Source organism: Brachybacterium sp. UNK5269 (assembly GCF_049266655.1).
In the GTDB taxonomy this organism is placed as follows: domain Bacteria; phylum Actinomycetota; class Actinomycetes; order Actinomycetales; family Dermabacteraceae; genus Brachybacterium.
The window spans coordinates 1,886,512-1,907,471 of sequence record NZ_CP184883.1 but is presented as its reverse complement, the minus strand read 5'-3'; the positions used below and the strand labels follow the sequence as shown (position 1 = coordinate 1,907,471).

The 20,960-nt window shown below is 72.2% G+C and carries 21 protein-coding genes and 3 tRNA genes; 14 read left to right on the top strand and 10 right to left on the bottom strand.

The window, feature by feature from the left end; translation table 11 throughout:
• Positions 1 to 4: 4 nt before the first annotated feature.
• Positions 5 to 1,333: a deoxyguanosinetriphosphate triphosphohydrolase gene (locus ACOJUI_RS08835; RefSeq protein WP_422114604.1), complete on the top strand. Its 1,329-nt coding sequence runs from the start codon at positions 5 to 7 to the stop codon at positions 1,331 to 1,333.
• 4 nt (positions 1,334 to 1,337) lie between these two features.
• A complete protein-coding gene (gene dnaG / locus ACOJUI_RS08830) occupies positions 1,338 to 3,308 on the top strand; it encodes a DNA primase (RefSeq protein WP_422114603.1) in 1,971 nt (656 codons plus the stop codon).
• Between the two features lie 44 nt (positions 3,309 to 3,352).
• Here the strand turns inward: dnaG and ACOJUI_RS08825 are convergent, their stop codons facing one another.
• The gene (locus ACOJUI_RS08825) at positions 3,353 to 4,153 is read right to left on the bottom strand and encodes a CHAD domain-containing protein (protein WP_422114602.1); all 801 of its coding nucleotides are present in this window, start codon (positions 4,151 to 4,153) and stop codon (positions 3,353 to 3,355) included.
• Positions 4,154 to 4,351: 198 nt separating this feature from the next.
• On the opposite strand from ACOJUI_RS08825, the gene ACOJUI_RS08820 reads away from it, so the two are divergent.
• Complete coding sequence (locus ACOJUI_RS08820; RefSeq protein ID WP_422114601.1) at positions 4,352 to 4,516, top strand: hypothetical protein; 165 nt, start codon at positions 4,352 to 4,354, stop codon at positions 4,514 to 4,516.
• A gap of 282 nt (positions 4,517 to 4,798) precedes the next feature.
• On the opposite strand, the gene ACOJUI_RS08815 is transcribed toward ACOJUI_RS08820, so the two are convergent.
• Positions 4,799 to 4,872, bottom strand: a tRNA-Ile gene (locus tag ACOJUI_RS08815).
• A gap of 227 nt (positions 4,873 to 5,099) precedes the next feature.
• Between ACOJUI_RS08815 and ACOJUI_RS08810 the strand changes: the two genes are divergently transcribed.
• The 4 genes from ACOJUI_RS08810 to ACOJUI_RS08795 all read left to right on the top strand — a co-directional run bounded on the left by ACOJUI_RS08810 (position 5,100) and on the right by ACOJUI_RS08795 (position 6,778).
• Positions 5,100 to 5,171, top strand: a tRNA-Asn gene (locus tag ACOJUI_RS08810).
• A 74-nt stretch (positions 5,172 to 5,245) separates the two neighbouring features.
• Positions 5,246 to 5,710 carry an OsmC family protein gene (locus tag ACOJUI_RS08805; RefSeq protein WP_422114600.1) on the top strand — a complete coding sequence of 155 codons (465 nt, stop codon included), beginning with the start codon at positions 5,246 to 5,248 and terminating at the stop codon, positions 5,708 to 5,710.
• Positions 5,707 to 6,198 (top strand): peptide deformylase, encoded by a 492-nt coding sequence (locus ACOJUI_RS08800; RefSeq protein WP_422114599.1) that lies wholly within the window; start codon positions 5,707 to 5,709, stop codon positions 6,196 to 6,198. Before ACOJUI_RS08805 ends, ACOJUI_RS08800 begins: the two co-directional genes overlap by 4 nt.
• 88 nt (positions 6,199 to 6,286) lie before the next feature.
• Positions 6,287 to 6,778, top strand: a complete 492-nt coding sequence (locus tag ACOJUI_RS08795; RefSeq protein WP_422114598.1) for a DUF3145 domain-containing protein — start codon at positions 6,287 to 6,289, stop codon at positions 6,776 to 6,778.
• Positions 6,779 to 6,897: 119 nt separating this feature from the next.
• On the opposite strand, the gene ACOJUI_RS08790 is transcribed toward ACOJUI_RS08795, so the two are convergent.
• The 5 genes from ACOJUI_RS08790 to aceE all read right to left on the bottom strand — a co-directional run bounded on the left by ACOJUI_RS08790 (position 6,898) and on the right by aceE (position 13,398).
• Positions 6,898 to 8,139 (bottom strand): beta-ketoacyl-[acyl-carrier-protein] synthase family protein, encoded by a 1,242-nt coding sequence (locus ACOJUI_RS08790; protein WP_422114597.1) that lies wholly within the window; start codon positions 8,137 to 8,139, stop codon positions 6,898 to 6,900.
• A 72-nt stretch (positions 8,140 to 8,211) separates the two neighbouring features.
• Positions 8,212 to 8,460 (bottom strand): acyl carrier protein, encoded by a 249-nt coding sequence (locus tag ACOJUI_RS08785; RefSeq protein WP_422114596.1) that lies wholly within the window; start codon positions 8,458 to 8,460, stop codon positions 8,212 to 8,214.
• Between the two features lie 130 nt (positions 8,461 to 8,590).
• Positions 8,591 to 9,592 carry a beta-ketoacyl-ACP synthase III gene (locus tag ACOJUI_RS08780; protein ID WP_422114595.1) on the bottom strand — a complete coding sequence of 334 codons (1,002 nt, stop codon included), beginning with the start codon at positions 9,590 to 9,592 and terminating at the stop codon, positions 8,591 to 8,593.
• Position 9,593: 1 nt separating this feature from the next.
• A complete protein-coding gene (locus ACOJUI_RS08775; RefSeq protein WP_422114594.1) occupies positions 9,594 to 10,541 on the bottom strand; it encodes an ACP S-malonyltransferase in 948 nt (315 codons plus the stop codon).
• A 112-nt stretch (positions 10,542 to 10,653) separates the two neighbouring features.
• On the bottom strand, positions 10,654 to 13,398 hold the full coding sequence (gene aceE, locus ACOJUI_RS08770; protein WP_422114593.1) for a pyruvate dehydrogenase (acetyl-transferring), homodimeric type: 2,745 nt from the start codon (positions 13,396 to 13,398) through the stop codon (positions 10,654 to 10,656).
• A gap of 308 nt (positions 13,399 to 13,706) precedes the next feature.
• Here aceE and ACOJUI_RS08765 point away from each other — a divergent pair, with 308 nt between their 5' ends.
• The 3 genes from ACOJUI_RS08765 to ACOJUI_RS08755 all read left to right on the top strand — a co-directional run bounded on the left by ACOJUI_RS08765 (position 13,707) and on the right by ACOJUI_RS08755 (position 14,904).
• A complete protein-coding gene (locus ACOJUI_RS08765) occupies positions 13,707 to 14,126 on the top strand; it encodes a DUF3052 domain-containing protein (protein WP_422114592.1) in 420 nt (139 codons plus the stop codon).
• Positions 14,127 to 14,205: 79 nt separating this feature from the next.
• A tRNA-Val gene (locus ACOJUI_RS08760) sits at positions 14,206 to 14,279 on the top strand.
• A 445-nt stretch (positions 14,280 to 14,724) separates the two neighbouring features.
• Positions 14,725 to 14,904, top strand: a complete 180-nt coding sequence (locus ACOJUI_RS08755; RefSeq protein WP_422114591.1) for a hypothetical protein — start codon at positions 14,725 to 14,727, stop codon at positions 14,902 to 14,904.
• 51 nt (positions 14,905 to 14,955) lie between these two features.
• Here ACOJUI_RS08755 and ACOJUI_RS08750 read toward each other — a convergent pair whose 3' ends face one another.
• Positions 14,956 to 15,999, bottom strand: a complete 1,044-nt coding sequence (locus ACOJUI_RS08750) for a GmrSD restriction endonuclease domain-containing protein (RefSeq protein WP_422114590.1) — start codon at positions 15,997 to 15,999, stop codon at positions 14,956 to 14,958.
• Between the two features lie 409 nt (positions 16,000 to 16,408).
• On the opposite strand from ACOJUI_RS08750, the gene ACOJUI_RS08745 reads away from it, so the two are divergent.
• On the top strand, positions 16,409 to 17,107 hold the full coding sequence (locus ACOJUI_RS08745) for an SOS response-associated peptidase (RefSeq protein ID WP_422114589.1): 699 nt from the start codon (positions 16,409 to 16,411) through the stop codon (positions 17,105 to 17,107).
• On the opposite strand, the gene ACOJUI_RS08740 is transcribed toward ACOJUI_RS08745, so the two are convergent.
• Complete coding sequence (locus ACOJUI_RS08740; RefSeq protein WP_422114588.1) at positions 17,094 to 17,309, bottom strand: hypothetical protein; 216 nt, start codon at positions 17,307 to 17,309, stop codon at positions 17,094 to 17,096. The two genes, ACOJUI_RS08745 and ACOJUI_RS08740, sit on opposite strands and share 14 nt — an antisense overlap.
• 209 nt (positions 17,310 to 17,518) lie before the next feature.
• On the opposite strand from ACOJUI_RS08740, the gene ACOJUI_RS08735 reads away from it, so the two are divergent.
• Genes ACOJUI_RS08735 through ACOJUI_RS08725 form a run of 3 tightly spaced genes read left to right on the top strand, consistent with a single transcriptional unit; the run spans position 17,519 to position 20,108 of the window.
• Entirely contained in the window at positions 17,519 to 18,796 is a 1,278-nt protein-coding gene (locus ACOJUI_RS08735) for an aminotransferase class V-fold PLP-dependent enzyme (protein ID WP_422114587.1), read from the top strand.
• The gene (gene sufU / locus ACOJUI_RS08730) at positions 18,793 to 19,254 is read left to right on the top strand and encodes a Fe-S cluster assembly sulfur transfer protein SufU (RefSeq protein WP_422114586.1); all 462 of its coding nucleotides are present in this window, start codon (positions 18,793 to 18,795) and stop codon (positions 19,252 to 19,254) included. The genes ACOJUI_RS08735 and sufU overlap by 4 nt, the downstream gene beginning before the upstream one ends.
• Positions 19,251 to 20,108: a Nif3-like dinuclear metal center hexameric protein gene (locus ACOJUI_RS08725; RefSeq protein WP_422114585.1), complete on the top strand. Its 858-nt coding sequence runs from the start codon at positions 19,251 to 19,253 to the stop codon at positions 20,106 to 20,108. The genes sufU and ACOJUI_RS08725 overlap by 4 nt, the downstream gene beginning before the upstream one ends.
• Positions 20,109 to 20,123: 15 nt before the next feature.
• Here ACOJUI_RS08725 and ACOJUI_RS08720 read toward each other — a convergent pair whose 3' ends face one another.
• Positions 20,124 to 20,903 carry a YaaA family protein gene (locus ACOJUI_RS08720; RefSeq protein WP_422114584.1) on the bottom strand — a complete coding sequence of 260 codons (780 nt, stop codon included), beginning with the start codon at positions 20,901 to 20,903 and terminating at the stop codon, positions 20,124 to 20,126.
• Positions 20,904 to 20,960: the final 57 nt, after the last annotated feature.

The window sequence follows — 20,960 nt, the reverse complement described above, 5'->3', positions numbered from 1 at the left end:
GCCGATGACCACCCTCCCGTCGTCGGCCCAGCCCGCGCGACCCCCGGCCGGCTACACCGCGCCGGACCTCGAGCGCTGGGTGCAGGAGCCGCCGAAGTCGCAGTCCCGCACCCCGTTCCAGCGGGACCGCGCCCGCGTCCTGCATTCCTCGGCGCTGCGCCGCCTGGGCGCGAAGACCCAGGTGCTCGGCGCCGGCGCCAACGACTTCGTGCGCACCCGCCTCACCCACTCCCTCGAGGTGGCGCAGGTGGGCCGCGACATCGGGCTGGAGCTCGGCTGCGATCCCGACATCGTCGACGCCGCCTGCCTCGCCCACGACCTCGGCCACCCGCCCTTCGGTCACAACGGCGAGCGGATCCTCGATGCGCTCGCGCAGGACTTCGGCGGCTTCGAGGGCAATGCGCAGACCCTTCGCCTGCTCACCCGGCTCGAGCCGAAGGTCATCGGGGAGGAGCGGCCCTACGGGCTGAACCTCACCCGGGCCTGCGTGGACGCCGCGATCAAGTACCCCTGGGCCCGCGGGGAGGGCCCCGATCCCACCTCCCCGAAGTTCGGCGCCTACGCCGACGACCTCGAGGTCTACCTCTGGGCCCGGGAGGGCTCCGTGCCGGGTCGCAAGTGCTTCGAGGCGCAGGTGATGGACCTCGCCGACGACATCGCCTACTCGGTGCACGACATCGAGGACGCGGTCACCGGCCTCACCCTGAGCCTGCGCCGGCTCCAGGACCCGCTGGAGCGCTCCGCCGCCCTGTACGTGGTCCAGGACTGGTACATGCCCGACGAGCCCCTGGAGGCGCTGGACGAGGCGCTGTCCCGGCTCGAGGCCGAGCCCTACTGGATGCTCGACTTCACCGGCACGACGCGTTCGGCCGCGGCGCTGAAGGACATGACCAGCCAGCTCATCGGCCGCTTCACCCACTCCGCGATCACCGCCACCCGGGCCGCCCACGGCGACGGCGCCATGTCCCGCTACGTCGGCGACGTGGTGGTGCCCGAGCAGACGCACCTCGAGATCGCCGTGCTCAAGGGCCTGGCCGCCGCCTACGTGATGTCCTCGGCCTCCCAGCAGCCGGTGTACGAGGCGCAGGAGGAGGTCATCCGGGACCTCTACTCGCGGCTGTGGCACACCGGCACCCACTACCTGAGCCCCCTGTTCGCCGAGCTCTGGCAGGCCGCGCCCGACGACGACGCCCGCCGCCGGGTGGTCGTGGACCAGATCGCCTCCTACACCGACGTCACCGCGCGCCGGCTGCACGCGGTGCTGTTCGACCGCGATCTCACCCACATCACCGCCGCGGACACCCCGCTTCCCGGCCTCGGATCGGAGCTGTGATCCGGTGGCCCCAGGACTGATCCGCCGCGCCGACGTCGACCTCGTGCGCGAGCGCTCCCGGCTGGAGGAGGTGGTCTCCGAGCACGTCACCCTGCGCAGCGCGGGCATCGGCTCGATGAAGGGGCTGTGCCCCTTCCACGACGAGAAGACCCCCTCCTTCAACATCCGCCCCCAGCTGGGCCACTGGCACTGCTTCGGCTGCGGCGAGGGCGGGGACGTCATCTCCTTCGTGCAGAAGATCAGCCACCTCAGCTTCGTCGAGGCCGTCGAGATGCTCGCCGTCCGCTACGGCGTGCAGCTGCAGTACGAGGACGCCGGCGGCGGCGCGGGGGAGCGCCCCGACTTCGGCACCCGACGCCGGCTGCTGGACGCGCATGCGATCGCCGAGGAGTACTACCGCGAGCAACTGCTGGCCCCGGCCGCCGAGGTGGGCCGCCGCTTCCTCACCGAGCGCGGCTTCGACCAGGACGCCGCCGACCGCTTCGGGGTGGGCTTCGCCCCCGAGGGCTGGGACTCCCTGAGCTCGGTGCTGCGCTCGCGCGGCTTCACCGAGCCCGAGCTGACCGCCAGCGGGCTGGTCTCCCAGGGACAGCGCGGCGTCTACGACCGCTTCCGGGGCCGGCTGGTCTGGCCGATCCGCGACATCACCGGCAACACCATCGGCTTCGGCGCGCGCCGGCTGCTGGAGTCCGACAACGGCCCGAAGTACCTCAACACCCCCGAGACCGCGATCTACCACAAGTCCGAGGTGCTGTACGGGTTGGACATCGCGCGCAAGGAGATCTCCTCCCAGCACCAGGTGGTGGTGGTCGAGGGCTACACCGACGTGATGGCCGCGCACCTGGCTGGGGTGACCACCGCCGTCGCCACCTGCGGCACCGCCTTCGGCACCGAGCACGTCAAGATCATCCGCCGCGTGATGGGCGACTCCAACCCCTCGGCCGGGCTGCGGCTGAACACGGACGGCCGCGGCCTCGGGGGCGAGGTCGTCTTCACCTTCGACGGCGACGCCGCCGGGCAGAAGGCGGCTCTGCGCGCCTTCGAGGAGGACCAGCGCTTCGTCGCCCAGACCTACGTCGCGGTCGAGGGCAGCGGCATGGACCCCTGCGAGCTGCGCATCGCCCAGGGAGACCAGGCCGTGCGCGACCTGATCGCCACCCGTCGGCCGATGTTCGAGTTCGCGATCCGCTCCGCCATCGCCCAGGTGGACCTCGACACCGTCGAGGGGCAGGTGGCCGCGCTGCGGATGGCGGCCCCGGTGGTGGCGCGGATCCGCGACCGCGCCATGCGCCCCGAGTACGCGCGACGCCTCTCCGGCTGGCTGGGCATGGACGAGCGCACGGTGCTGCGGGCCGTGCACGACGCCGCCCGCACCGAGGGCCGCAGCGGACGCCATGCCGACGAACCCACGCACGCCGAGCGCCCGGGCGCTGCGTCGGCGCCCTCCGCCGAGCCCCCGGCCCTGCCGAGCGCGCGACTGGCGGACGTGGTCAGCCCCCGCGATCCGGTGGGCCAGGTCGAGACCCAGTCGCTCGCGGTGATGCTGCAGGCGCCCCAGCTGCTGGACGCCGAGAAGGTGGCCACGCTGCCGGACGACTCCTTCCACGTCCCCGCCCTGCAGGGGGTGTGGGACGTGATGCTCGCGGCCGGGACGCTGCTCGACGCCGTCGCGGGGGGCCTCCATCCCGCCCGCTACCTCGAGCAGGTGCTCGAGATCGCGGGGGAGACGGTGCGCCCGCTGATCGTGGAGATCGCGAACCTGGACCTGCCGGCCCGGGACGAGGAAGATTTGAAGCGCCTGGCGGGCTCCCTGCTGGACCGGCTCAGCGAGCTGTCGATCACCCGCGAGTACTCCGTGCTCAAGCAGCGCCTGCAGCGCACGGACCCCGGGGACACCGTCCGGTACCAGGAGCTGATGACCCGGCTCGGGCAGGTCCAGGGCCGGCGCCGCGCCCTGCGCTCGAGCGAGGACTGAGCGCCGCTCCCATATCGGGCTCCCACCGCCAGGACCGGGGCCGCTCAGAACAGGTCGAGGGCCACGCGGGAGAGCTCATCGAACCGCCGCTGCGCCGCGGCGTGCAGCAGGCCCGTCGAGAAGGCGTTGTGACCGCTGCGGGCGCCGCGGGCGGCGTGCTCGCGCAGGAACTGCTCGGCGATCACGGCATCCTGCACCTGTCCTAGCAGCTCCTGCACCGGCGTCGCCTGCGCCAGGTGCTTCGCGGCCGACGGTTCGAGCGGCTCCAGCAGCTCCGCGGCGTAGCGCCAGCGCTTGGCGGCCTTCCGCGCCGAGTGCAGCGCCGCGGGATCCCCGCCGGCGGCGCGCAGCCGCCGCTTGACCGTGCGCCGAGCCCGCTTCAGCAGCGTGTGCAGGTCCTGCTCGGCGAGCTCGGGGGGATGCTCGCACCACTCGGCGAGCTGCGCTGCGGCCCTTTGCCAGCGCTCCTGTGCGGCCGCTCCCGGCAGGGCGGCGACCGCCCGCTCCCGACGGGCGCGCAGCGCCTCCGCCAGGTCCTCCCGAGCCGGTCCCAGCACCAGCTCCTCGGGCAGCGCGTCGAGCTCGGGCAGCAACATCGCCGCCAGCACGTCGGCGTCGCGGATGTCCCCGAAGGCGAGGGACACGGCGCGGAGGTCCCCATCCAGGGTGCCGGGCTCCGGAAAGGATCCCTCGAAGGTGCGCAGGGTCGCCCGCAGGCGGCGCAGAGAGGTGCGGGTGGCGTGGACCAGCTCGGCATCGGGCTCGCCGCCGGTGGCGTCGAGACCGTCGAGGGCGCGGCGCGCGTGCTGCGCGACGTACTGGGAGAGCGGATCCTCATCGGCCACTGAGACCTCCTTCGTCGGTAGCCCAGGCGGGGCGTGAACCCGCGACCTACGGGTCCTGAACCCGATATCTGCGTCGCGTCAACCTGGCTGCGTTTCCTGCATCTTCTGGTCAACGCCGGGCCGCCTCGGTGCCCGAAATCTTTGTGCGTGCGCGCTCCGAAACGTATCCTGGCGTGCCACGGCATCGGAGGAATCCCCATGATCACACCACGTGAGCAGCCTGAGCACCACCCCGCACCGGGGGCGGGACCAATCCCGGAACTCGAGGACGACGAGAACATCGCGCCCCGACCCGAGGAGGAGATCGCCGACCAGCTTCGTGCTGAACCGGATCCGGAGGGCCACGGCACCGCGTCCGGCTGATGCGCAGGCACGGCGTCGCAGCAGTCGCGCACGCTGTGCCGCTCGCGTACGCCTGCAGGGGAGGACGCCGCCCTACGTCGAGGGCGGGGCGAAGTTCGTGCTCCCCACCCGGTCCGGGGAACTACCCGACGCCGTCACTGCGCGGAAAGCAGTGTGGCGCAAGCTCGATCGGGTCGGGATCCCCTGGCGGCGTCGCTCGCGTGAGATGCGAGAAGCCATATCTCGCCCGTGGATCGCTGCTCCGCGTTCCGGTGCATCGAAGCGGGCGGCGTGCAGGTCGAGTAGCCCAGGCGGGGCTTGAACCCGCGACCGACGGATTATGAGTCCGCTGCTCTGACCGGCTGAGCTACTGGGCCGTGCGCCCTCGAGGGCGGCACGAATCTACCACGCAGGCGTGCGGTGACCTGCGCGCATGCGCCCGGTCGCGGGCGGGGGACCGCGACGGCGCCGACGCCGCGCCGTGAACCGGACCGGGGCCGCCCCGACCCTGCCGGCAACGGGTTACCTTCGTCATAGTGGCCGGTCGCAGGGCCGTTCCGGGATGCGAGCGGCCCCTGGGCCCTGCTAGCATCGTCCAGGTCAATCCCGCATAGCTCAACGGCAGAGCATTCGACTGTTAATCGAAGGGTTGTTGGTTCGAATCCAACTGCGGGAGCCCAGCAGGCGCACAGCCCCGGATCACTCCGGGGCTGTGTCATTTCCCCACCCTCCCCGTGAAGGAGAAGGACGATGGCCTCGGTCCCCGACGATCGCTTCCCGCTGCCGGAGGGCTTCGGCCCCGGCAGCGTCTGGGCGGACCGCTCCGGTCCCCGCACCCTGATCGGCAGCAACCAGCGCGGCGTCGAGATCCCGATCGGGCACGGCGAGGGGGAGATCAGCCCCGGCGAGCTGCTGAAGCTCGCGCTGATCGGCTGCGCCGGCATGAGCAGCGACGTGAACCTCGCCCGCCGCCTCGGGGACGACTTCGATGCGCGGCTGTGGGCGCACGGGACCTCCGACGAGGGCTCCAATCGCTACCTCGCCATCGCCGAGGAGGTGCAGCTCCCGCTCGAGGGGCTCAGCGCCGAGGAGATCGCCACCGTGGTGAAGGTCTTCGGCCGCGCGGTCGCCGCGGGTTGCACCGTCGAGCGCTCCGTGGTGCCCGGCATCGAGGTCACCCACCGCGTCCTTGGCGCCGAGGAGCCGGGGGCATGACCGTCCGCGAGATCCGCGTGGTCGGCGATCCGGTGCTGCGCACCCCGTGCGACCCGATCCGGAAGATCACCGACGGCACCCGCTCGCTGGTCCAGGACCTCCTGGACACCGTCGATGACGACGGCCGCGCCGGCCTCGCCGCCAACCAGATCGGGGTGAGCCTGCGCGCCTTCTCCTGGCACCTCGTCGAGACCCGCGAGCTCGGGTACATCCTCAACCCCGTCATCGTCGAGCTCTCCGAGGAGCTCCAGCACGACGACGAGGGCTGCCTCTCGGTGCCGGGCCTGTTCTTCCCGCGCACCCGCTCCGCCTTCGCCCGCTGCGTGGGCACGAACCTCGAGGGCGAGGAGATCGAGCTGGCGGGGGAGGGGATCATCGCCCGGCTCATCCAGCACGAGGTCGGCCACCTCGACGGTCAGCTCTACATCGACGGCCTCGAGCGCTCCGTGAAGAAGCGCGCGTTGCGCCAGATCAGGGAGACCCTCTAAGCTCGGCCGGGCAGGACACCCGCGCTCACCAGATCCATCCGCGGCACCGATTCGTTGGGGAAGACGCATCGGAACCGGAAGGAACGAGATGACCCAGGGCGTTCTGTATGTCCACTCCGCACCGCGTGCCCTCGCGCCTCATATCGAATGGGCCGCCAGCGGAGTGTTCGGCGTGCCCGCACGCATCCGCTGGGAGGACCAGCCGGCGCAGCGGGGACTCCAGCGCGCCGAGCTGACCTGGCGCGGTCGCGAGGACACCGGCGCCCGTCTGGTCAGCGCCCTGCGCGGCATGCACGAGGTGCGCTTCGAGGTCACCCAGGAGGCCACCGCCGCGGTCGACGGCGCCCGCTGGAGCTGCACCCCGGACCTCGGCATCCACCACGCCGCGACCGACCACGCCGGCAACACCGTCCTGACCGAGGACCATGTGCGCGGCTGCATGGACCGGGCGGGCAACGACCCGATTGCGCTGCGGCGGGAGCTGTCCATCGCGCTCGGCGAGCCGTGGGACGAGGAGCTGGAGATCTACCGCCACGCCGGCGAGGGCGTGCCGATGCGCTGGCTGCACCGCGTCAGCTGAGCTCGCCGCCGGCGCGTCCCCGTACAGCACGAATGCGTGATCCTGTGCCGGATCCAGGGGGTTCCTGGCACAGGATCACGCATTCTTCGTGAGAGCCGCGCGGGGCGGGCCGGCCGCGGTCAGGCGGTGGTGAAGACCACCGCGACGTCGTGCCCGCCGAAGCCGAAGGCGTTGTTCAGCACCGCCATGTCGCCGGCCGGCAGCGCGGCCGGGGCGTTCTGCGCGATCGCCACCGGGGTCCGCGGGTCGAGGTTCTCGATGTTGATCGTCGGCGGGGCGATGCGGTGGTGCGCGGCCAGGGCCGAGAACAGCGACTCGAGCGCCCCGGCGCCGCCCATCAGGTGGCCGGTCATCGACTTGGTCGAGGTGACCACCAGCTGGTCGGTGACGCCGTCCAGGGCGTCGGCGACCGAGGTGAGCTCGCCGATGTCGCCCAGCGGGGTGGAGGTGCCGTGGGCGTTGACGTGCTTGATGTCGGCCGGGGCGACGCCGGCGTCGGTGACGGCCTCGCGGATCGCGCGGGCCTGTCCCTCCGCCGAGGGGGCGGAGATGTGGTGGGCGTCCGAGGCCATGCCGCGCCCGGCCGCATAGGCGTAGACCCGTGCTCCGCGGGCGGCGGCGTGCTCCTCGCTCTCGAGCACCAGGATCGCGGCGCCCTCGCCGAGCACGAAGCCGTCCCGGTCCACGTCGTAGGGCCGCGAGGCGTGCTCGGGGTCGTCGACCCGGCTGGACAGGGCGCGGATGTTCGCGAAGCCCGCCAGGGTCATCGGGTGGATGCAGGCCTCGGTGCCGCCGACGACGACCACATCGGCCCGGCCGTCGCGGATCATGCCCATGCCCACCGCCACCGCCTCCGCGCCCGAGGCGCAGGCCGAGACCGGGGTGTGGGCGCCCGCGCGGGCACCCAGCTCCATCGAGATCTGGGCGCTCGAGGAATTCGCCATGAGCATCGGGACCGTGAAGGGGTTGACCCGGCGGGCGCCGCGCTCGCGCACCACGTCCCACTGGTCCAGGGTCGTCCAGAGACCGCCGATGCCGGTGCCGACCACCACGCCGAGCCGCTCCGGGGCGACCTCGGGGGCGCCGGCGTCGGCCCACGCCTCGCGCGCGGCGACCATCGAGTACTGACCGGAGGGGTCGAGCTTCTTGGCCTCGGGCCGGGTCAGGGAGTCCGTCGCGCCGGGCGCGATCTGGCAGGCGAAGTCGACCGACAGCCCGTAGCGGTCCTTCCAGTCGTTCTCCAGCGTGTGCGCGGTGGAGGTGCCGGCCAGGGCTGCCTCCCAGGTGGAGGCGACGTCACCGCCGAGCGGGTTGACGGTGCCGAGGCCGGTCACGGCGACGCGGGCGCGGGGAGCAGACATTCGGACCTCCGGGTCGAGGGGCTGAGCAACGGCGACGCCCGGGACGATGTCGTCCCGGGCGTCCAGCGGGGGTCAGTTCTGGGCGCCCGCGATGAACTTGACGGCGTCGCCGACGGTGGCGAGGTTCTTGACCTCTTCGTCGGGGATGCGCACGTCGAACTTCTCCTCGGCGTTGACCACGATGGTCATCATCGAGATGGAGTCGATGTCGAGGTCGTCGGTGAAGGACTTCTCGAGCTTCACGTCCTCGGTGGCGACACCGGTCTCCTCGTTGACGATCTCGGCGAGGCCCTCGAGGATCTCGTTCTCCGTGTGTGCCATGGGTGCTCCTTCGATCAATGGGTTGTGGCGCTCACAGAGTACCTGCGTCGGCGCCACGTTTCGGGCAGGGGTGATCATGTCACCCCGGGGGCGTGACGCGGCTGACAGTGCCTGCGCGCCGTGCCCGGGGTCACGGCAGGATCATGACCTGCCCGGCGTAGGCGAGGCCCGCCCCGAAGCCGAACTGCACGAGCACGTCACCGCTCTTGGCGGCGCCCTCCTCGATCAGACGATGGGTGGCCAGCGGGATCGAGGCGGCCGAGGTGTTGCCGGTCTCGGCGATGTCGCGGGCGATCACCACGTGCTCGGGCAGCTTGAGCTGCTTGGCGAGCTCGTCGACGATGCGCATGTTGGCCTGGTGGGGGACGAACACGTCGATGTCCTCGATGCCCAGCCCGGACAGCTCGAGCATCTCGCGGATCTTCTTGGCGGTGTGCCAGACGGCCCAGCGGAACACCGTCCGGCCGTCCTGCTGCAGGGTCGGCCATTCGACCTTGCCGTCGCGGAAGTCGATCGAGGAGCCGGTCATCCGGATGGTGTCCCAGTTCTCGCCGTCGCTGCCCCAGACGGTGGGACCGATCTTCGGCACGTCGCTGGGGCCGACGACCGCGGCGCCCGCACCGTCGCCCAGCAGGAAGGAGATCGAGCGGTCGGTGGGGGAGACGAAGTCGGAGAGCTTCTCCGCCCCGACCACCAGCACGTTGCGCGCGGCCCCGGAGCGGATCAGGGCGTCGGCCTGGCCGATGCCGTAGGCGAAGCCCGCGCAGGCGGCGGAGATGTCGTAGGCGATGACATCCGGTCGGCCCAGCTCACCGGCCAGCAGGGTGGCCAGCGACGGGGTCGGGTACGGGAAGGTGACGGTGGCGACGATGATCGCGTCGAGCGTCTCCAGCTCGATCCCGGAGCGCTCGAGGGCCTGCTGGGAGGCCTCCCGGGCGAGGTCCTGCACGCCGACCTCCGCGCTCGCGCGGGTGCGGGTGATGATGCCGGTGCGCTGGCGGATCCACTCGTCGGAGGAGTCGATGGGCTCGATCAGGTCGTCGTTGGGCACGACGAGATCGCCGCGGGCCGCGCCGTAGGCGAGGACCTGGGAGCCGGCCACGGTGGGCTGCGGGGTGAGGGACACGGCCATGTCAGTTCTCCTGGTCCGTAGGGGCGGTGCCGGCGTGCTCGCGCACCAGGGCACGGGCGGCGTCGAGATCGTCGGGGGTGTTGAGGTTCGCCAGCGCGATCCCCTTGAGCTCGCGCTTGGCCAGGCCCGTCAGGGTCCCGGCCGGGGCGACCTCGATCAGGGCGGTCACGCCGCGGTCGCGCAGGGCGGCCATGCAGGCCTCCCAGTCCACGGGGGAGGCGACCTGGGTGACGATCAGCTCGAGGTAGCGGGCGCCGGAGGTGATGACCTCGCCGCCCGCATTGGAGACGAGCGGGACCGACGGGTCCGCCGTGGGCAGCTCCGGCACGAAGGCCGCCAGCTCCTGGCGGGCACCGGCCATGAACGGGGTGTGGAAGGCGCCGGCGACCTGCAGCGGGATGACGCGCGCCTTCGCCGGTCCGTCCTCGCCGAGGGCGGCGATGGCGGCGGTGGGGCCGGCCGCGACCACCTGGGCGGCGGAGTTGATGTTCGCCGGATGCAGTCCGTGGCGCTCGATCGCCGCGAGCACGTCGGGCCGGGCGCCGCCCACCACGGCGGCCATCCCGGTCGGCTCGGCGGCGGCGGCCTTCGCCATCGCCTGCGAGCGGACCGCGACCAGGCGCATCGCGTCCTGGTCGGTGAGCACTCCGGCCAGCGCCGCGGCGGTCAGCTCACCGACGCTGTGCCCGGCCAGCAGGTCGGGCCCCGGCAGGTCCGCGTCCCGGTGCAGCTCGGCCGCGGCGATGATGCCGGCGGCCACCAGCAGCGGCTGGGCCACGGCGGTGTCGCGCAGGGTGTCGGCGTCGGACTCCGTGCCGTGGCGCAGCAGGTCGATGCCGGCGGGCTCGGACAGGGCCGACAGTGCGTCCTCGACGCCGGGCAGCTCCCGCCAGGGGCTCAGGAAGCCCGGTTTCTGGGCGCCCTGGCCAGGGCAGACGATCGCGAGCACGGGGACCTCCGGGGAGATGAGAAGGGGGACGGCCCGCTCGGGGCACGAGACGGGCCGGCAGGACGGAGTGCGCCGGTCGGCCGCCGACGAGGGCGGACGACCGGCGCAGTGATCAGGACTCGCCGCCGAAGGAGCCGGACTGGCCCGCGTTGACGTTGGTCAGGTCGTACTTGTCGATGGCCTGGCGGACCACCGAGGGGTCGACCTTGCCCTCCTGGGCGAGCAGCTGCAGGGTCTTGACGACCATGGAGTGCGCGTCGATCTTCAGATGACGACGGGCGGCGGGGCGGGTGTCGGAGAAGCCCCACCCGTCGGCGCCGAGGACGCCGTACCGGCCCGGGATCCACTCGCGGATCAGGTCGGGGACCAGGAAGTCGTAGTCGGAGGTCGCCACGAACGGACCGCTGACCCCCTCGAGGCGCTGCGAGATCCACGGGGAGCGCTGGTCCTCGGGGTGGAGCAGGTTGTGCTTCTCCGCCTCCAGGGCGTCCTTGCGCAGCTCGGTCCACGAGGTCACCGACCACACGTTCGCGCGCACGCCCCAGTCCTCGAGCAGGATCTCGCGGGCGTGGCGGGCCCACGGCACCCCGACCCCGGAGGCCAGCAGCTGCGCCTCGGGACCCTCGCCCTCGGGCAGCTCCTCGAGCACGTACATGCCCTTGAGCAGGCCCTCGACGTCCAGGCCCTCCGGCTCGGCCGGCTGCACGATCGGCTCGTTGTACACCGTGATGTAGTAGAAGACCTCCTGGACGCGGTCGTCCTCGCCGTACATGCGCTGCAGGCCGTCACGGATGATGTGCCCGAGCTCGTACCCGTAGGCGGGGTCGTAGATGACCGTGCCGGGGTTGGTGTAGGCCAGGATCGGCGAGTGGCCGTCCATGTGCTGCAGGCCCTCACCGGCCAGGGTGGTCTTGCCGGCGGTCGCGCCGATCACGAAGCCCTTGGCCATCTGGTCGCCGGCGGCCCAGAAGAAGTCGCCGGTGCGCTGGAACCCGAACATCGAGTAGAAGATGTAGAACGGGATCATCGGGTAGTCGTGGGTGGCGTACGAGGTGCCCGCCGCGGTGAAGGCCGCGGTGGAGCTGATCTCGTTGATGCCCATGTGCTTGATCTGGCCGGAGGCGGACTCCTTGTACGCCAGCAGCAGGTCGCGGTCCACCGAGAGGTAGTTCTGACCGTCGGGGTTGTAGATCTTCGCCGACGGGAACAGCGAGTCCATGCCGAAGGTGCGGGCCTCGTCGGGGACGATAGGGACCCAGCGCTTGCCGGACTCCTTGTCGCGCATGAGGTCCTTGAGCAGCCGCACCAGCGCCATGGTGGTGGCGATCTCCTGCTTGCCGGAGCCGCGGCGGGCGACCTCGTAGGCCTTGTCGCCGGGCAGCTCGATCGGCTTGTGCTCGGTGCGGCGGGAGGGGACCGGCCCGCCGAGGGCGGAGCGGTGCTCCTTGAGGTACTTCATGACCGGGGCGTCGTCCTCGGGCATGTAGAAGGGCGCGTCGTAGACGCTGCCCGACTCGAGCTGCTCGTCGCTGATCGGGATCCGCAGGGTGTCGCGCAGCGCCTTCAGATCGTTCAGGGTGAACTTCTTCATCTGGTGGGTCGCGTTGCGGCCCTCGAAGTTCTTGCCCAGGGTGTAGCCCTTGATGGTGTGGGCCAGGATGACGGTGGGCTTGCCCTTGTGCTCGACGGCGGCCTTGAAGGCGGAGTAGATCTTCTTGGTGTCGTGACCGCCGCGGTTGAGCTTCCACCAGATGTCGTCGTCCGAGAGGTCCTCGACCAGCGCCTTGGTGCGGGGATCGCGACCGAAGAAGTTGTCACGGATGAAGCCGCCGCTCTCGGCGCGGTAGGTCTGGAAGTCGCCGTCCGGGGTGGCGTTCATCAGGTCGATGAGCGCACCGTCGGTGGAGGCCTCGAGCAGCGGGTCCCAGCCGGCGCCCCAGATCACCTTGATGACGTTCCAGCCGGCGCCGCGGAACTGCGCCTCCAGCTCCTGGATGATCTTGCCGTTGCCGCGGACCGGGCCGTCGAGGCGCTGCAGGTTGCAGTTGACCACGAAGGTGAGGTTGTCCAGGTGCTCCTTGGCGGCGATGTGCAGGGCGCCGCGGGACTCGACCTCGTCCATCTCGCCGTCGCCGAGGAACGCCCAGGTGTGCTGCTCGCTGGTGTCCTTCAGGCCGCGGTTCTGGAGGTACTTGTCGAAGGAGGCCTGCTCGATCGCGGCGACCGGGCCGATGCCCATCGACACGGTGGGGAACTCCCAGAAGTCCTGCATGGCCCGCGGGTGCGGGTAGGACGGCATGCCGTGCTCGCTGGAGAACTCCTGGCGGAAGCCGTCGAGGTCCTGCTGGCCGAGCCGGCCCAGCAGGAAGGCGCGCGCGTAGATGCCGGGGGAGGCGTGGCCCTGGAAGAAGACGTGGTCGCCGCCGCCGGGATGGTTGCGCCCGCGGAAGAAGTGGTTGAAGCCCACCTCGTACATCGTGGCGATGGAGGCGTAGCTGGAGAGGTGACCGCCGACGGAGACGCCCGGCCGCTGGGCGCGATGGACGACCATCGCTGCGTTCCAGCGGTTGATGTTGCGCAGCTCCTTCTCGAGGTCGAGGTCCCCGGGGTACTCGGGCTGCTGCTCGACCGCGATCGTGTTGATGTAGTCGGTGGCCAGCGAGTCCGGCAGGTGCAGGTCCTCGTCGCGCGCGTGCTGGATCAGGCTCTGCACGACCTCCGCCGCGCGCTCCGGGCCGCGATGCTCGACGAGACCGTCGAACGACTCCAGCCACTCCCGGGTCTCCTCCGGGTCCGGGTCCTGCGCATGGCTCGGCAGGTTGATGCCGATGGGACGAGGGGTCTCGTGCGAAGTCACACTGTCCTTCTCTCTACGGGAGGGGATGGACCGGCCGCGGGAGCTGAGGTTCGCCGGTGGGCCCGGCTCCGTCGGCCTCGGTCCCGCAAGCCTACCGTCGGCAGGAGGGCCTGGGACGCTCGCGATCGCTCCTCGGTTGTGAGACGCCGGACACCGCCGCTCAGGGCGCTCCGGGCCGGGACCTGGGTCCCGGCATGCGCGAGGGTGGGCTGTGGCATAGAATCAGCCGCGCGCAGATCGGTCGGGGCTTCTCATGCCCCTCCGGGCCTGCCGTGAACGCTTGATCCCACCTGTGAGGAGCCTTTTCTTTGTCACCGTCGGCCGACGCCCCCTCGTCCAGCTCTCCCGTCGAGGCGCTGAACTTCACCACGGGTCAGATCGTGCAGGAGATCGGCTACGACGACGACGTCGATCTCGACCTGCGCGACGCGATCGAGGACGCCATCGGTGGCGAGCTCGAGGACGAGGACACCCAGGAGATCGTGGACGCCGTCGTGCTCTGGTGGCGCGAGGGTGACGGTGATCTCACCGACGCCATGGTCGACACCCTCCGCTCGATCGAGCCGGGCGCCCCGGTCTGGATCATCACCCCGAAGGCCGGACGTTCCGGCCATGTGCTGCCCGGGGAGATCCAGGAGAGCGCCGGCATCGCCGGTCTGCGGGTGATGAGCTCCGTGAGCCTCGCCCCCGACTGGACCGGCACCCGCCTGGCCAGCCGCGTCATCTGACCGCTCCTCGCACCGCGCCCCCGCTCCAGGGGCGTGCCGGCCTCCGTCCCGCCGGGAGCCTGGGGCCGTGCCCCCACCCGGGTCGTTAGCTCAGCTGGTCAGAGCGTCTGGTTTACACCCAGAAGGTCGGGGGTTCGAGCCCCTCACGACCCACCCACGGAAAGGCCCCTGACCTGCACTGACAGTGCTGGCTCAGGGGCCTTCCCGCGATGTGAGCACAGTTCGAGCACCACGCAGGGCCGGAACGTCGCACCCACGGGACAGACTCGGCCCCCATGAACGCCACGAGCAACCTGATCCGCGCCGCGGCCGGTTGGACCTATCCCGATCCCGGCGCCTGCGACTGTGGCGAGAGGGCGGCGATGCAGGGCTGGGCGTTCTGCCGCTGCCTCGGCGCCGGCGGTGGCGGACATCCGCAGTGGCGGTGCCGGGCCTGCGACCGGGCGCGGGTGCTGGGATGCGTGGGCGCGGTACCGGTGGCGAACGACTACGGCGGGCCGCGGACGGACGGCGCGTCCCCGCGCGCGGCGGAGCGTCGCGGAGGCCTCGGGAGCGTGCCTGTCAGCCCATCCCCAGCCGCGGATGGTGCGATCGCGCCATGAAGATCAGCCGACTCCTGACCAGCGCCCGCGCGGCGCTCCGCACCGAGAAGGGCCGCCAGATCGCCGGCCGCGCCACGGACGCCGCTGCCGACACGGCGCGCCGGACCTCGCCGCGGCACCGCTCGAAGATCGACAAGGCCCAGCAGAGCGCGCGCGAGTACCTCGACCGCCCCTGACCGCACGGCAGCGCCCCCACCTCCGCGAGGGGAGGTGGGGGCGCTGGTCTCTCACTCGCAGCCGACCCCGTCACCATCGCGGTCGAGCTTCTTCGAATACCCGGGATCCCCCTTGTGCACGGGGGCCGCGCCCGCAGCGCGCGCGGCGTCGCAGTTCTTGTAGTAGACGTCCTCGGACGCCGGCTCCTCAGGTTCGGGTTCGGGTTCGGGCTCCGGTTCGGGCTCGGGCTCCGGGGCGGGCTCGGGTTCCGGGGCGGGTGCCGGAGCCGGCTCGGGCTCGGGTTCCGGGGCGGGCTCGGGCTCCGGGGCCGGCGCGGGAGCGGGTGCCGGCTCCTCGCGGGCGCCATCGCCCTCCCCGCGAGCGGGCACGGGCTGGTCATCGGCGAAGGCGGCAAATCCCTCGCAATCCTCGAGCACGCCCGCGATCGCGTCCTTCTCCGCGGGCTTGACCCACAGGTCGTACTTGTCCTTCACCGCGACCTGCCGGGCGACGTACTCGCACCGGAACGCGGTGTTCGGCGGGAGCCAGGTGGCGGCGTCCCCGTCGCTCTTCTGCTGGTTCAGGGTGTCCTCGACGGCGAGGAGGTTCAGCGGGTCGTTCGCGAACTCGCGGAGCCTCGCGTCCTCCCACTGCGCCGCTCCGGTCTGCCAGGCGTCGGACAGGGCGACCACGTGGTCGATGTCGATGTTGTTGTCGGCCTGCTGGTCGAAGGCGAGGTCCTCGCCGCTGTACGGGGAGGGGCTGAGCATGCCCGAGAGCACCACGCACCCGTCGGTGCCGCGCTTCAGGACGATGTCGCCGAGGTCCCGTCGCAGCACGTCGTTGCGGGTGTCGCAGCCGTTGCGGTCGACGTCGTCGCGCCAGCCGAACAGCTCGCGGTCGTACCCGGTCGACGGTGCGCGGCCCTTGACCTCGAGCGTCGCCAGCACCCCGACGGCGAGCGATGTGTCGGGGGCCGGGGTCGGAGTCGGCGTCGGAGTGGGCGAGGGGCTCTCGCTGACCGCCTGGACGGCGGCGGTGGGCTCCTCCACCGGGGCGTCGGGGGCCGGCGGCGAGAAGATCGCCCCGATCGTGCCGGTGATGAGGAGCAGCAAGAATGCCAGTCCTCCACATCCGCAGCAGGAGAGGAGGGAGATCGCCCCGGCCTTCTTCCTGCCCGTGAGCGCGCTGAACTTCTGAGCCATCGTGACCCTTCACCTGGAGAACGGGAGAACGGAGCGCGGCCCTCGTGGCCTCCTCACGTCGCCGTTGACGGAGGGCACTGTTCTCAGGCAAGTGTCCACCATCGCGGAGGGTGGCGGCGGAGGGGCGCGGTCTCGAGCGCGTAACGAATCGTTCCTCCCCATCCCGGCCTCCACAGCGGGTCCGTCGTGATCGGCGCTGTGGGTCCCCGGCCGCGAGGCCGCCGCGCGCGGCACCGGGCGGACGGCGCCGTGGAGGCATACGCTGGGCCCACCGGGAGGCCGATCACACGGAGGAAGGCAGATCATGTGCGGACGGTACGTGCTCGAAGTCGACGCCGAGGGGCTGCTGCGGGCCTATGCGGCCCAGCCGGCCCGGGAGTTCGACTGGGAACCGGTGTTCAGCGTCGCCCCCCGCACCCGGGCGCCGATCGTGCGCGAGCACCTCGACGACGAGGGCCAGGTGCAGCGCACCCTCGAGCTCGCGCAGTGGGGGTTCCAGCCGTCCTGGGCGAAGGAGAAGGGCCCGCGCCCGATCAACGCCCGCTACGAGACGGCGCCCACCAACGGGATGTTCCGCGCCGCCTTCGCGTCGAGCCGGGCCGTGGTGCCGATGTCCGGCTACTTCGAATGGGTCGAGATGGCCGACGGGAAGCAGCCCTACTACGTCCACACCACGGACGAGCAGCTCCTGCACGCCGCCGGGCTCACCACCGCGACCAGGACCGCGGACGGGCAGTGGGAGCTCAGCGTCACGATCATCACCCGGGAGGCCAAGGACGCGGCCGGTGAGGTCCACGACCGGATGCCGGCCTTCCTCGACGAGGACCTGATGCCCGAGTGGCTCGCTCCCGGGAAGCTCGACGCCGACCAGCGCGGCCGCCTGCACGGCGCGCTCGGCGACGTCTCCGATCAGATCGCCGCCACGCTCATCACCCAGCCCGTGGACCGGGCCGTGAACAACGTGCGCACCCTGGACCGGAAGGACCCGAGCCTCATCGTGCCGCTCATGCTCGGGTGAACCAGTACAGCAGCGCCAGCACCACCGGCACCGCCACCACCAGGCAGCCCCAGACCACGGCGGTCTGCCGGTCGCGGGCCTGCTCCTCGGGGCTGCGGGGCGGCTCCAGCGGCTGCCCCGTGCGCTCCGCCTCCTCCCGGGCCCGCTGACGGCGCACCAGCATCTGACCGATGACGACGATGAGGGTCACGGCGATCGCCACCGCGAAGACGAGCAGGATCAGGGTCTGGATGGCAGGTCCTCCTGATGAGGGCGCGAAGGCGCGCGGACGGGAACTGTGGACAGGGTCTCACGACCGGGCCGCGGCACCTGGGCGCTTCCTATACTGGCCGGACCGTCGCGCACGGCCGCCTGCTCCGCACCGGAGGGCACAGCCTCGCGACCGGTGCCGATCCAGGAGGAACCGCGCAGGTGAGAGCACCCAGCAGACCGTTCGACGTCGAGGCCATCCGGGCCGACTTCCCGATCCTCACCCGCATGCTCGACGACGACACCCCGATGATCTACCTCGACGGCGGGGCGACCTCGCAGCGGCCCCGTCAGGTGATCGACGCCGAGGTCGCCTACCTCACCCACGACCACGCCGCCGTCAAGCGCGGCGCCCACCGCATGGCCACCGCCGCGACCGACGCCTACGAGGCGTCCCGCGAGACCGTCGCGGCCTTCGTCGGCGCCCCCTCGCCGGACGAGGTCGTCTTCACCCGCAACGCCACCGAGGCCCTGAACCTGGTGGCGTACTCCCTCGGCAACGGCGACGCCTCCACGCCCGAGCACCTGCGCGTCCGCGAGGGCGACGAGATCCTGGTGACCGAGATGGAGCACCACGCGAACCTGGTGCCCTGGCAGGAGCTGGCCCGCCGCACCGGCGCCACCCTGCGCTGGATCCCGATGGCCGAGGACTTCACCCTGGACCTGACGGGCCTCGAGTCCCTGATCACGCCCCGGACGAAGGTCGTCGCCTTCACCCACCAGTCCAACGTGCTGGGCACGGTCAACCCGGTGGCCCACCTGGTGGCGGCCGCCCGCGCCGTCGGCGCGCTCACCGTGCTCGACGCGGCGCAGTCCGCCCCGCACATGCCCTTCGACGTCGCCGCGCTCGGGGTGGACTTCGCGGTCCTGTCCGGCCACAAGATGCTCGGCCCCACCGGGATCGGCGTGCTCTGGGGCCGCTACGAGCACCTCGCCGCGATGCCGCCCTTCGTCACCGGCGGATCGATGATCGAGATCGTCCACCTCGACCACTCCACCTACGCGGAGCCGCCCGCCCGCTTCGAGGCCGGCACCCCGCCCATCTCCCAGGCCGTCGGCCTCGCCGCGGCCTGCGACTACCTCTCCGCCCTGGGCATGGAGACCATCGCCGCCCACGAGCGGGCGCTGACCCAGCAGGCCCTGGCCGGACTGGCCGGCATCGACGGGGTCCGGATCATCGGCCCGGGCGCCTCCCCGGAGCGCGCCGGAGCGGTGTCCTTCGAGGTGGCCGGGCTGCACCCGCACGACGTGGGCCAGGTGCTGGATGCCGCGGGCATCGAGGTGCGGGTGGGCCACCACTGCGCCTGGCCGCTGCACCGCCGCTTCGGCCTGCACGGCACCACCCGGGCGAGCTTCTCCGTCCACAGCACGGCCGGCGAGGTCGACGCCTTCGTCGCCGGCGTCGCCCGGACCGTCGACTTCTTCGGAGCCCTCGCATGAGCACCCCCCTGAACTCCCTCTACACCGAGCTCGTCGTCGAGCACGACCGGCGCCCCCTGCATGCCGGGCTGCGCGAGCCCTTCGACACCGAGGTCCATCACGTCAACCCCACCTGCGGGGACGAGATCACCCTGCGCCTGCACCTGAGCGGCGCCGGGCAGGATCAGCGCATCGAGGACGTCTCCTACGAGGCGATCGGCTGCGCCATGAGCAGGGCCTCCGCCTCGATCATGGCCGACCTGCTGATCGGTCGCAGCGTCGCCGAGGTGGAGCCGGTCCAGGCCCACTTCGAGCAGGCCATGCGCTCGCGCGGGAAGCTCGAGGGCGACGAGGAGCTGATCGGCGACGGCGTGGCGCTGCTCGGCGCCGCCAAGTTCCCCGCCCGCGTGAAGTGCGTGCTGATGCCCTGGAAGGCCTACCAGGCGGCGCTGGTCGAGATCAGGGCGCTGGGGGAGTGAGCATCGCGTCCGCGCCGGGCACCGTCGGTGGCGTCACCGACGTCCTCGAGGCGGCGTACCCGCTGGCCTGGGCGGAGGACTGGGACCGGGCCGGGCTGGTGCTCGGCGACCGCACCGATCCCGTCGCGCGGGTGCTGCTCGCCGTGGATCCCACCCTGGCTGTGGCCCGGGAGGCGCTCGAGCGCGAGGCGCAGCTGCTGATCACCCACCACCCGCTGCTGCTGCGCGGCGCCAGCTTCCTGCCGGCCGACGATGGCAAGGGCGCCGTGGTCACCGCGCTGCTGCGCCACGGCGCGGCCCTGTGGTGCGGGCACACCAATGTGGACCGCTCCACCCGCGGCACCGTCGGCGCCTGGATCTCCCTGCTCGGACTCCAGCAGGCCCGCCCCCTGCTGCCCGGCGAGGACCACGCCGAGGCCGCGCACGGCTCGCGCCGCTTCGGGCTCGGGGCGGTCGGCGCCCTGCCCGCTGCGGCCACCGTCGGCGCCCTCACCGCGCGCATCGCCGGCGCGGTGCCGCACACCGCCCGCGGGATCCTCCACACCGGCGATCCCGCTCGCGAGGTGCGGACCGTCGCGGTGTGCCCGGGCGCCGGGGACTCGTTCCTGGCGGCCGCCTCCGCGGCCGAGGTCGACGTCTACATCACCTCCGACCTGCGCCACCACCCCGTGCTCGAGCATCTCGAGTCGGCCGCGGATCCCGCCGCGGTGCCGGCGCTGATCGACGTCCCGCATGCCGCGAGCGAGGCCCTCTGGCTGCCGCTGGCGCAGGAGCTGCTGCGCGAGGCCGTCCCCGGCCTCGAGGTGCTGATCAGCGAGCAGTCCACGGACCCCTGGGGCGGCCGCGCCGGCTGAGGACCCGTCGCGGGCTCAGTCGGCGCGGTCCACCACCACCAGGCGGTCGCCCTCGAGCTCGATCTGCAGGCCCGCACCGAGACCGTCCCGCACCACGTCGACCACCTCGTCGGCCGAGGCCGGGGTGTCGGCCGCCGCGAGCAGCGCCCGGGTGACCAGGCCCCGGTAGCGCTTGGCGTCATGGGAGATCACCGTGCGCACCCCGCCGCGCTCCTGCACTGGGGAGACCTCGAGCACGCGCACGGCCCCGTCGCTGCGCATCGCCATCATCGAGCGGTAGGAGCCGGAGCGGCAGTCGATCACCACGGGGGAGCCGCGCTCCGCCTCGGTCTCCCGCAGCGCCGCGGCGAGCGGCCGCAGCCGCGGTGCCCACCAGGAGCCCGCCCTGCCGAGCCGGGAGACGGTCGAGCCGGCGGAGAGCCGGTACGCCGGGATCCGATCTTGGACGGCGTCGACGAGGCCGAACAGGGCGCTCTGGACCAGGACGCGGCGCTCCGGGGCGGGGGAGGAGGCCGGGTCCAGCTGGTCGAACAGGACCCCCGAGTACACGCCGAGGGCGGGGGCGGCCGGCTCCTGGTCCAGGTGCAGCATCCTGCCCACCAGCTCCGGGGCCGAGGCGGGGACCTTGAGGTGGGCGGCGGCGTCGGCGGTGGCCGCGGTGCGCTGGGCGGCGCGCAGCATCGTCGCGCGGTCGGACCGCAGCGCCGGCAGGGTCATAACCTCCAGGTCCAGCGGCGGGCAGCCGATCTCCGAGGGGCGGGTCTTGGTCTCCGAGGGCGGCAGCAGGATCAGCATCCGCCCATTGTCGAGCCTCGCCGCAGGCGGGCAGGCCGGCACGCCGCGAGACCTTCC

Bases quoted from the DNA above. Each gene is read 5' to 3' on its own strand.
- ACOJUI_RS08835 (WP_422114604.1), top strand. From the start codon at position 5: ATGACCACCCTCCCGTCGTCGGCCCAGCCCGCGCGACCCCCGGCCGGC.
- ACOJUI_RS08820 (WP_422114601.1), top strand. From the start codon at position 4,352: ATGATCACACCACGTGAGCAGCCTGAGCACCACCCCGCACCGGGGGCG.
- ACOJUI_RS08805 (WP_422114600.1), top strand. From the start codon at position 5,246: ATGGCCTCGGTCCCCGACGATCGCTTCCCGCTGCCGGAGGGCTTCGGC.
- ACOJUI_RS08800 (WP_422114599.1), top strand. From the start codon at position 5,707: ATGACCGTCCGCGAGATCCGCGTGGTCGGCGATCCGGTGCTGCGCACC.
- ACOJUI_RS08795 (WP_422114598.1), top strand. From the start codon at position 6,287: ATGACCCAGGGCGTTCTGTATGTCCACTCCGCACCGCGTGCCCTCGCG.
- ACOJUI_RS08790 (WP_422114597.1), bottom strand. From the start codon at position 8,139: ATGTCTGCTCCCCGCGCCCGCGTCGCCGTGACCGGCCTCGGCACCGTC.
- ACOJUI_RS08785 (WP_422114596.1), bottom strand. From the start codon at position 8,460: ATGGCACACACGGAGAACGAGATCCTCGAGGGCCTCGCCGAGATCGTC.
- ACOJUI_RS08780 (WP_422114595.1), bottom strand. From the start codon at position 9,592: ATGGCCGTGTCCCTCACCCCGCAGCCCACCGTGGCCGGCTCCCAGGTC.
- ACOJUI_RS08755 (WP_422114591.1), top strand. From the start codon at position 14,725: ATGAAGATCAGCCGACTCCTGACCAGCGCCCGCGCGGCGCTCCGCACC.
- sufU (WP_422114586.1), top strand. From the start codon at position 18,793: ATGAGCACCCCCCTGAACTCCCTCTACACCGAGCTCGTCGTCGAGCAC.
- ACOJUI_RS08720 (WP_422114584.1), bottom strand. From the start codon at position 20,903: ATGCTGATCCTGCTGCCGCCCTCGGAGACCAAGACCCGCCCCTCGGAG.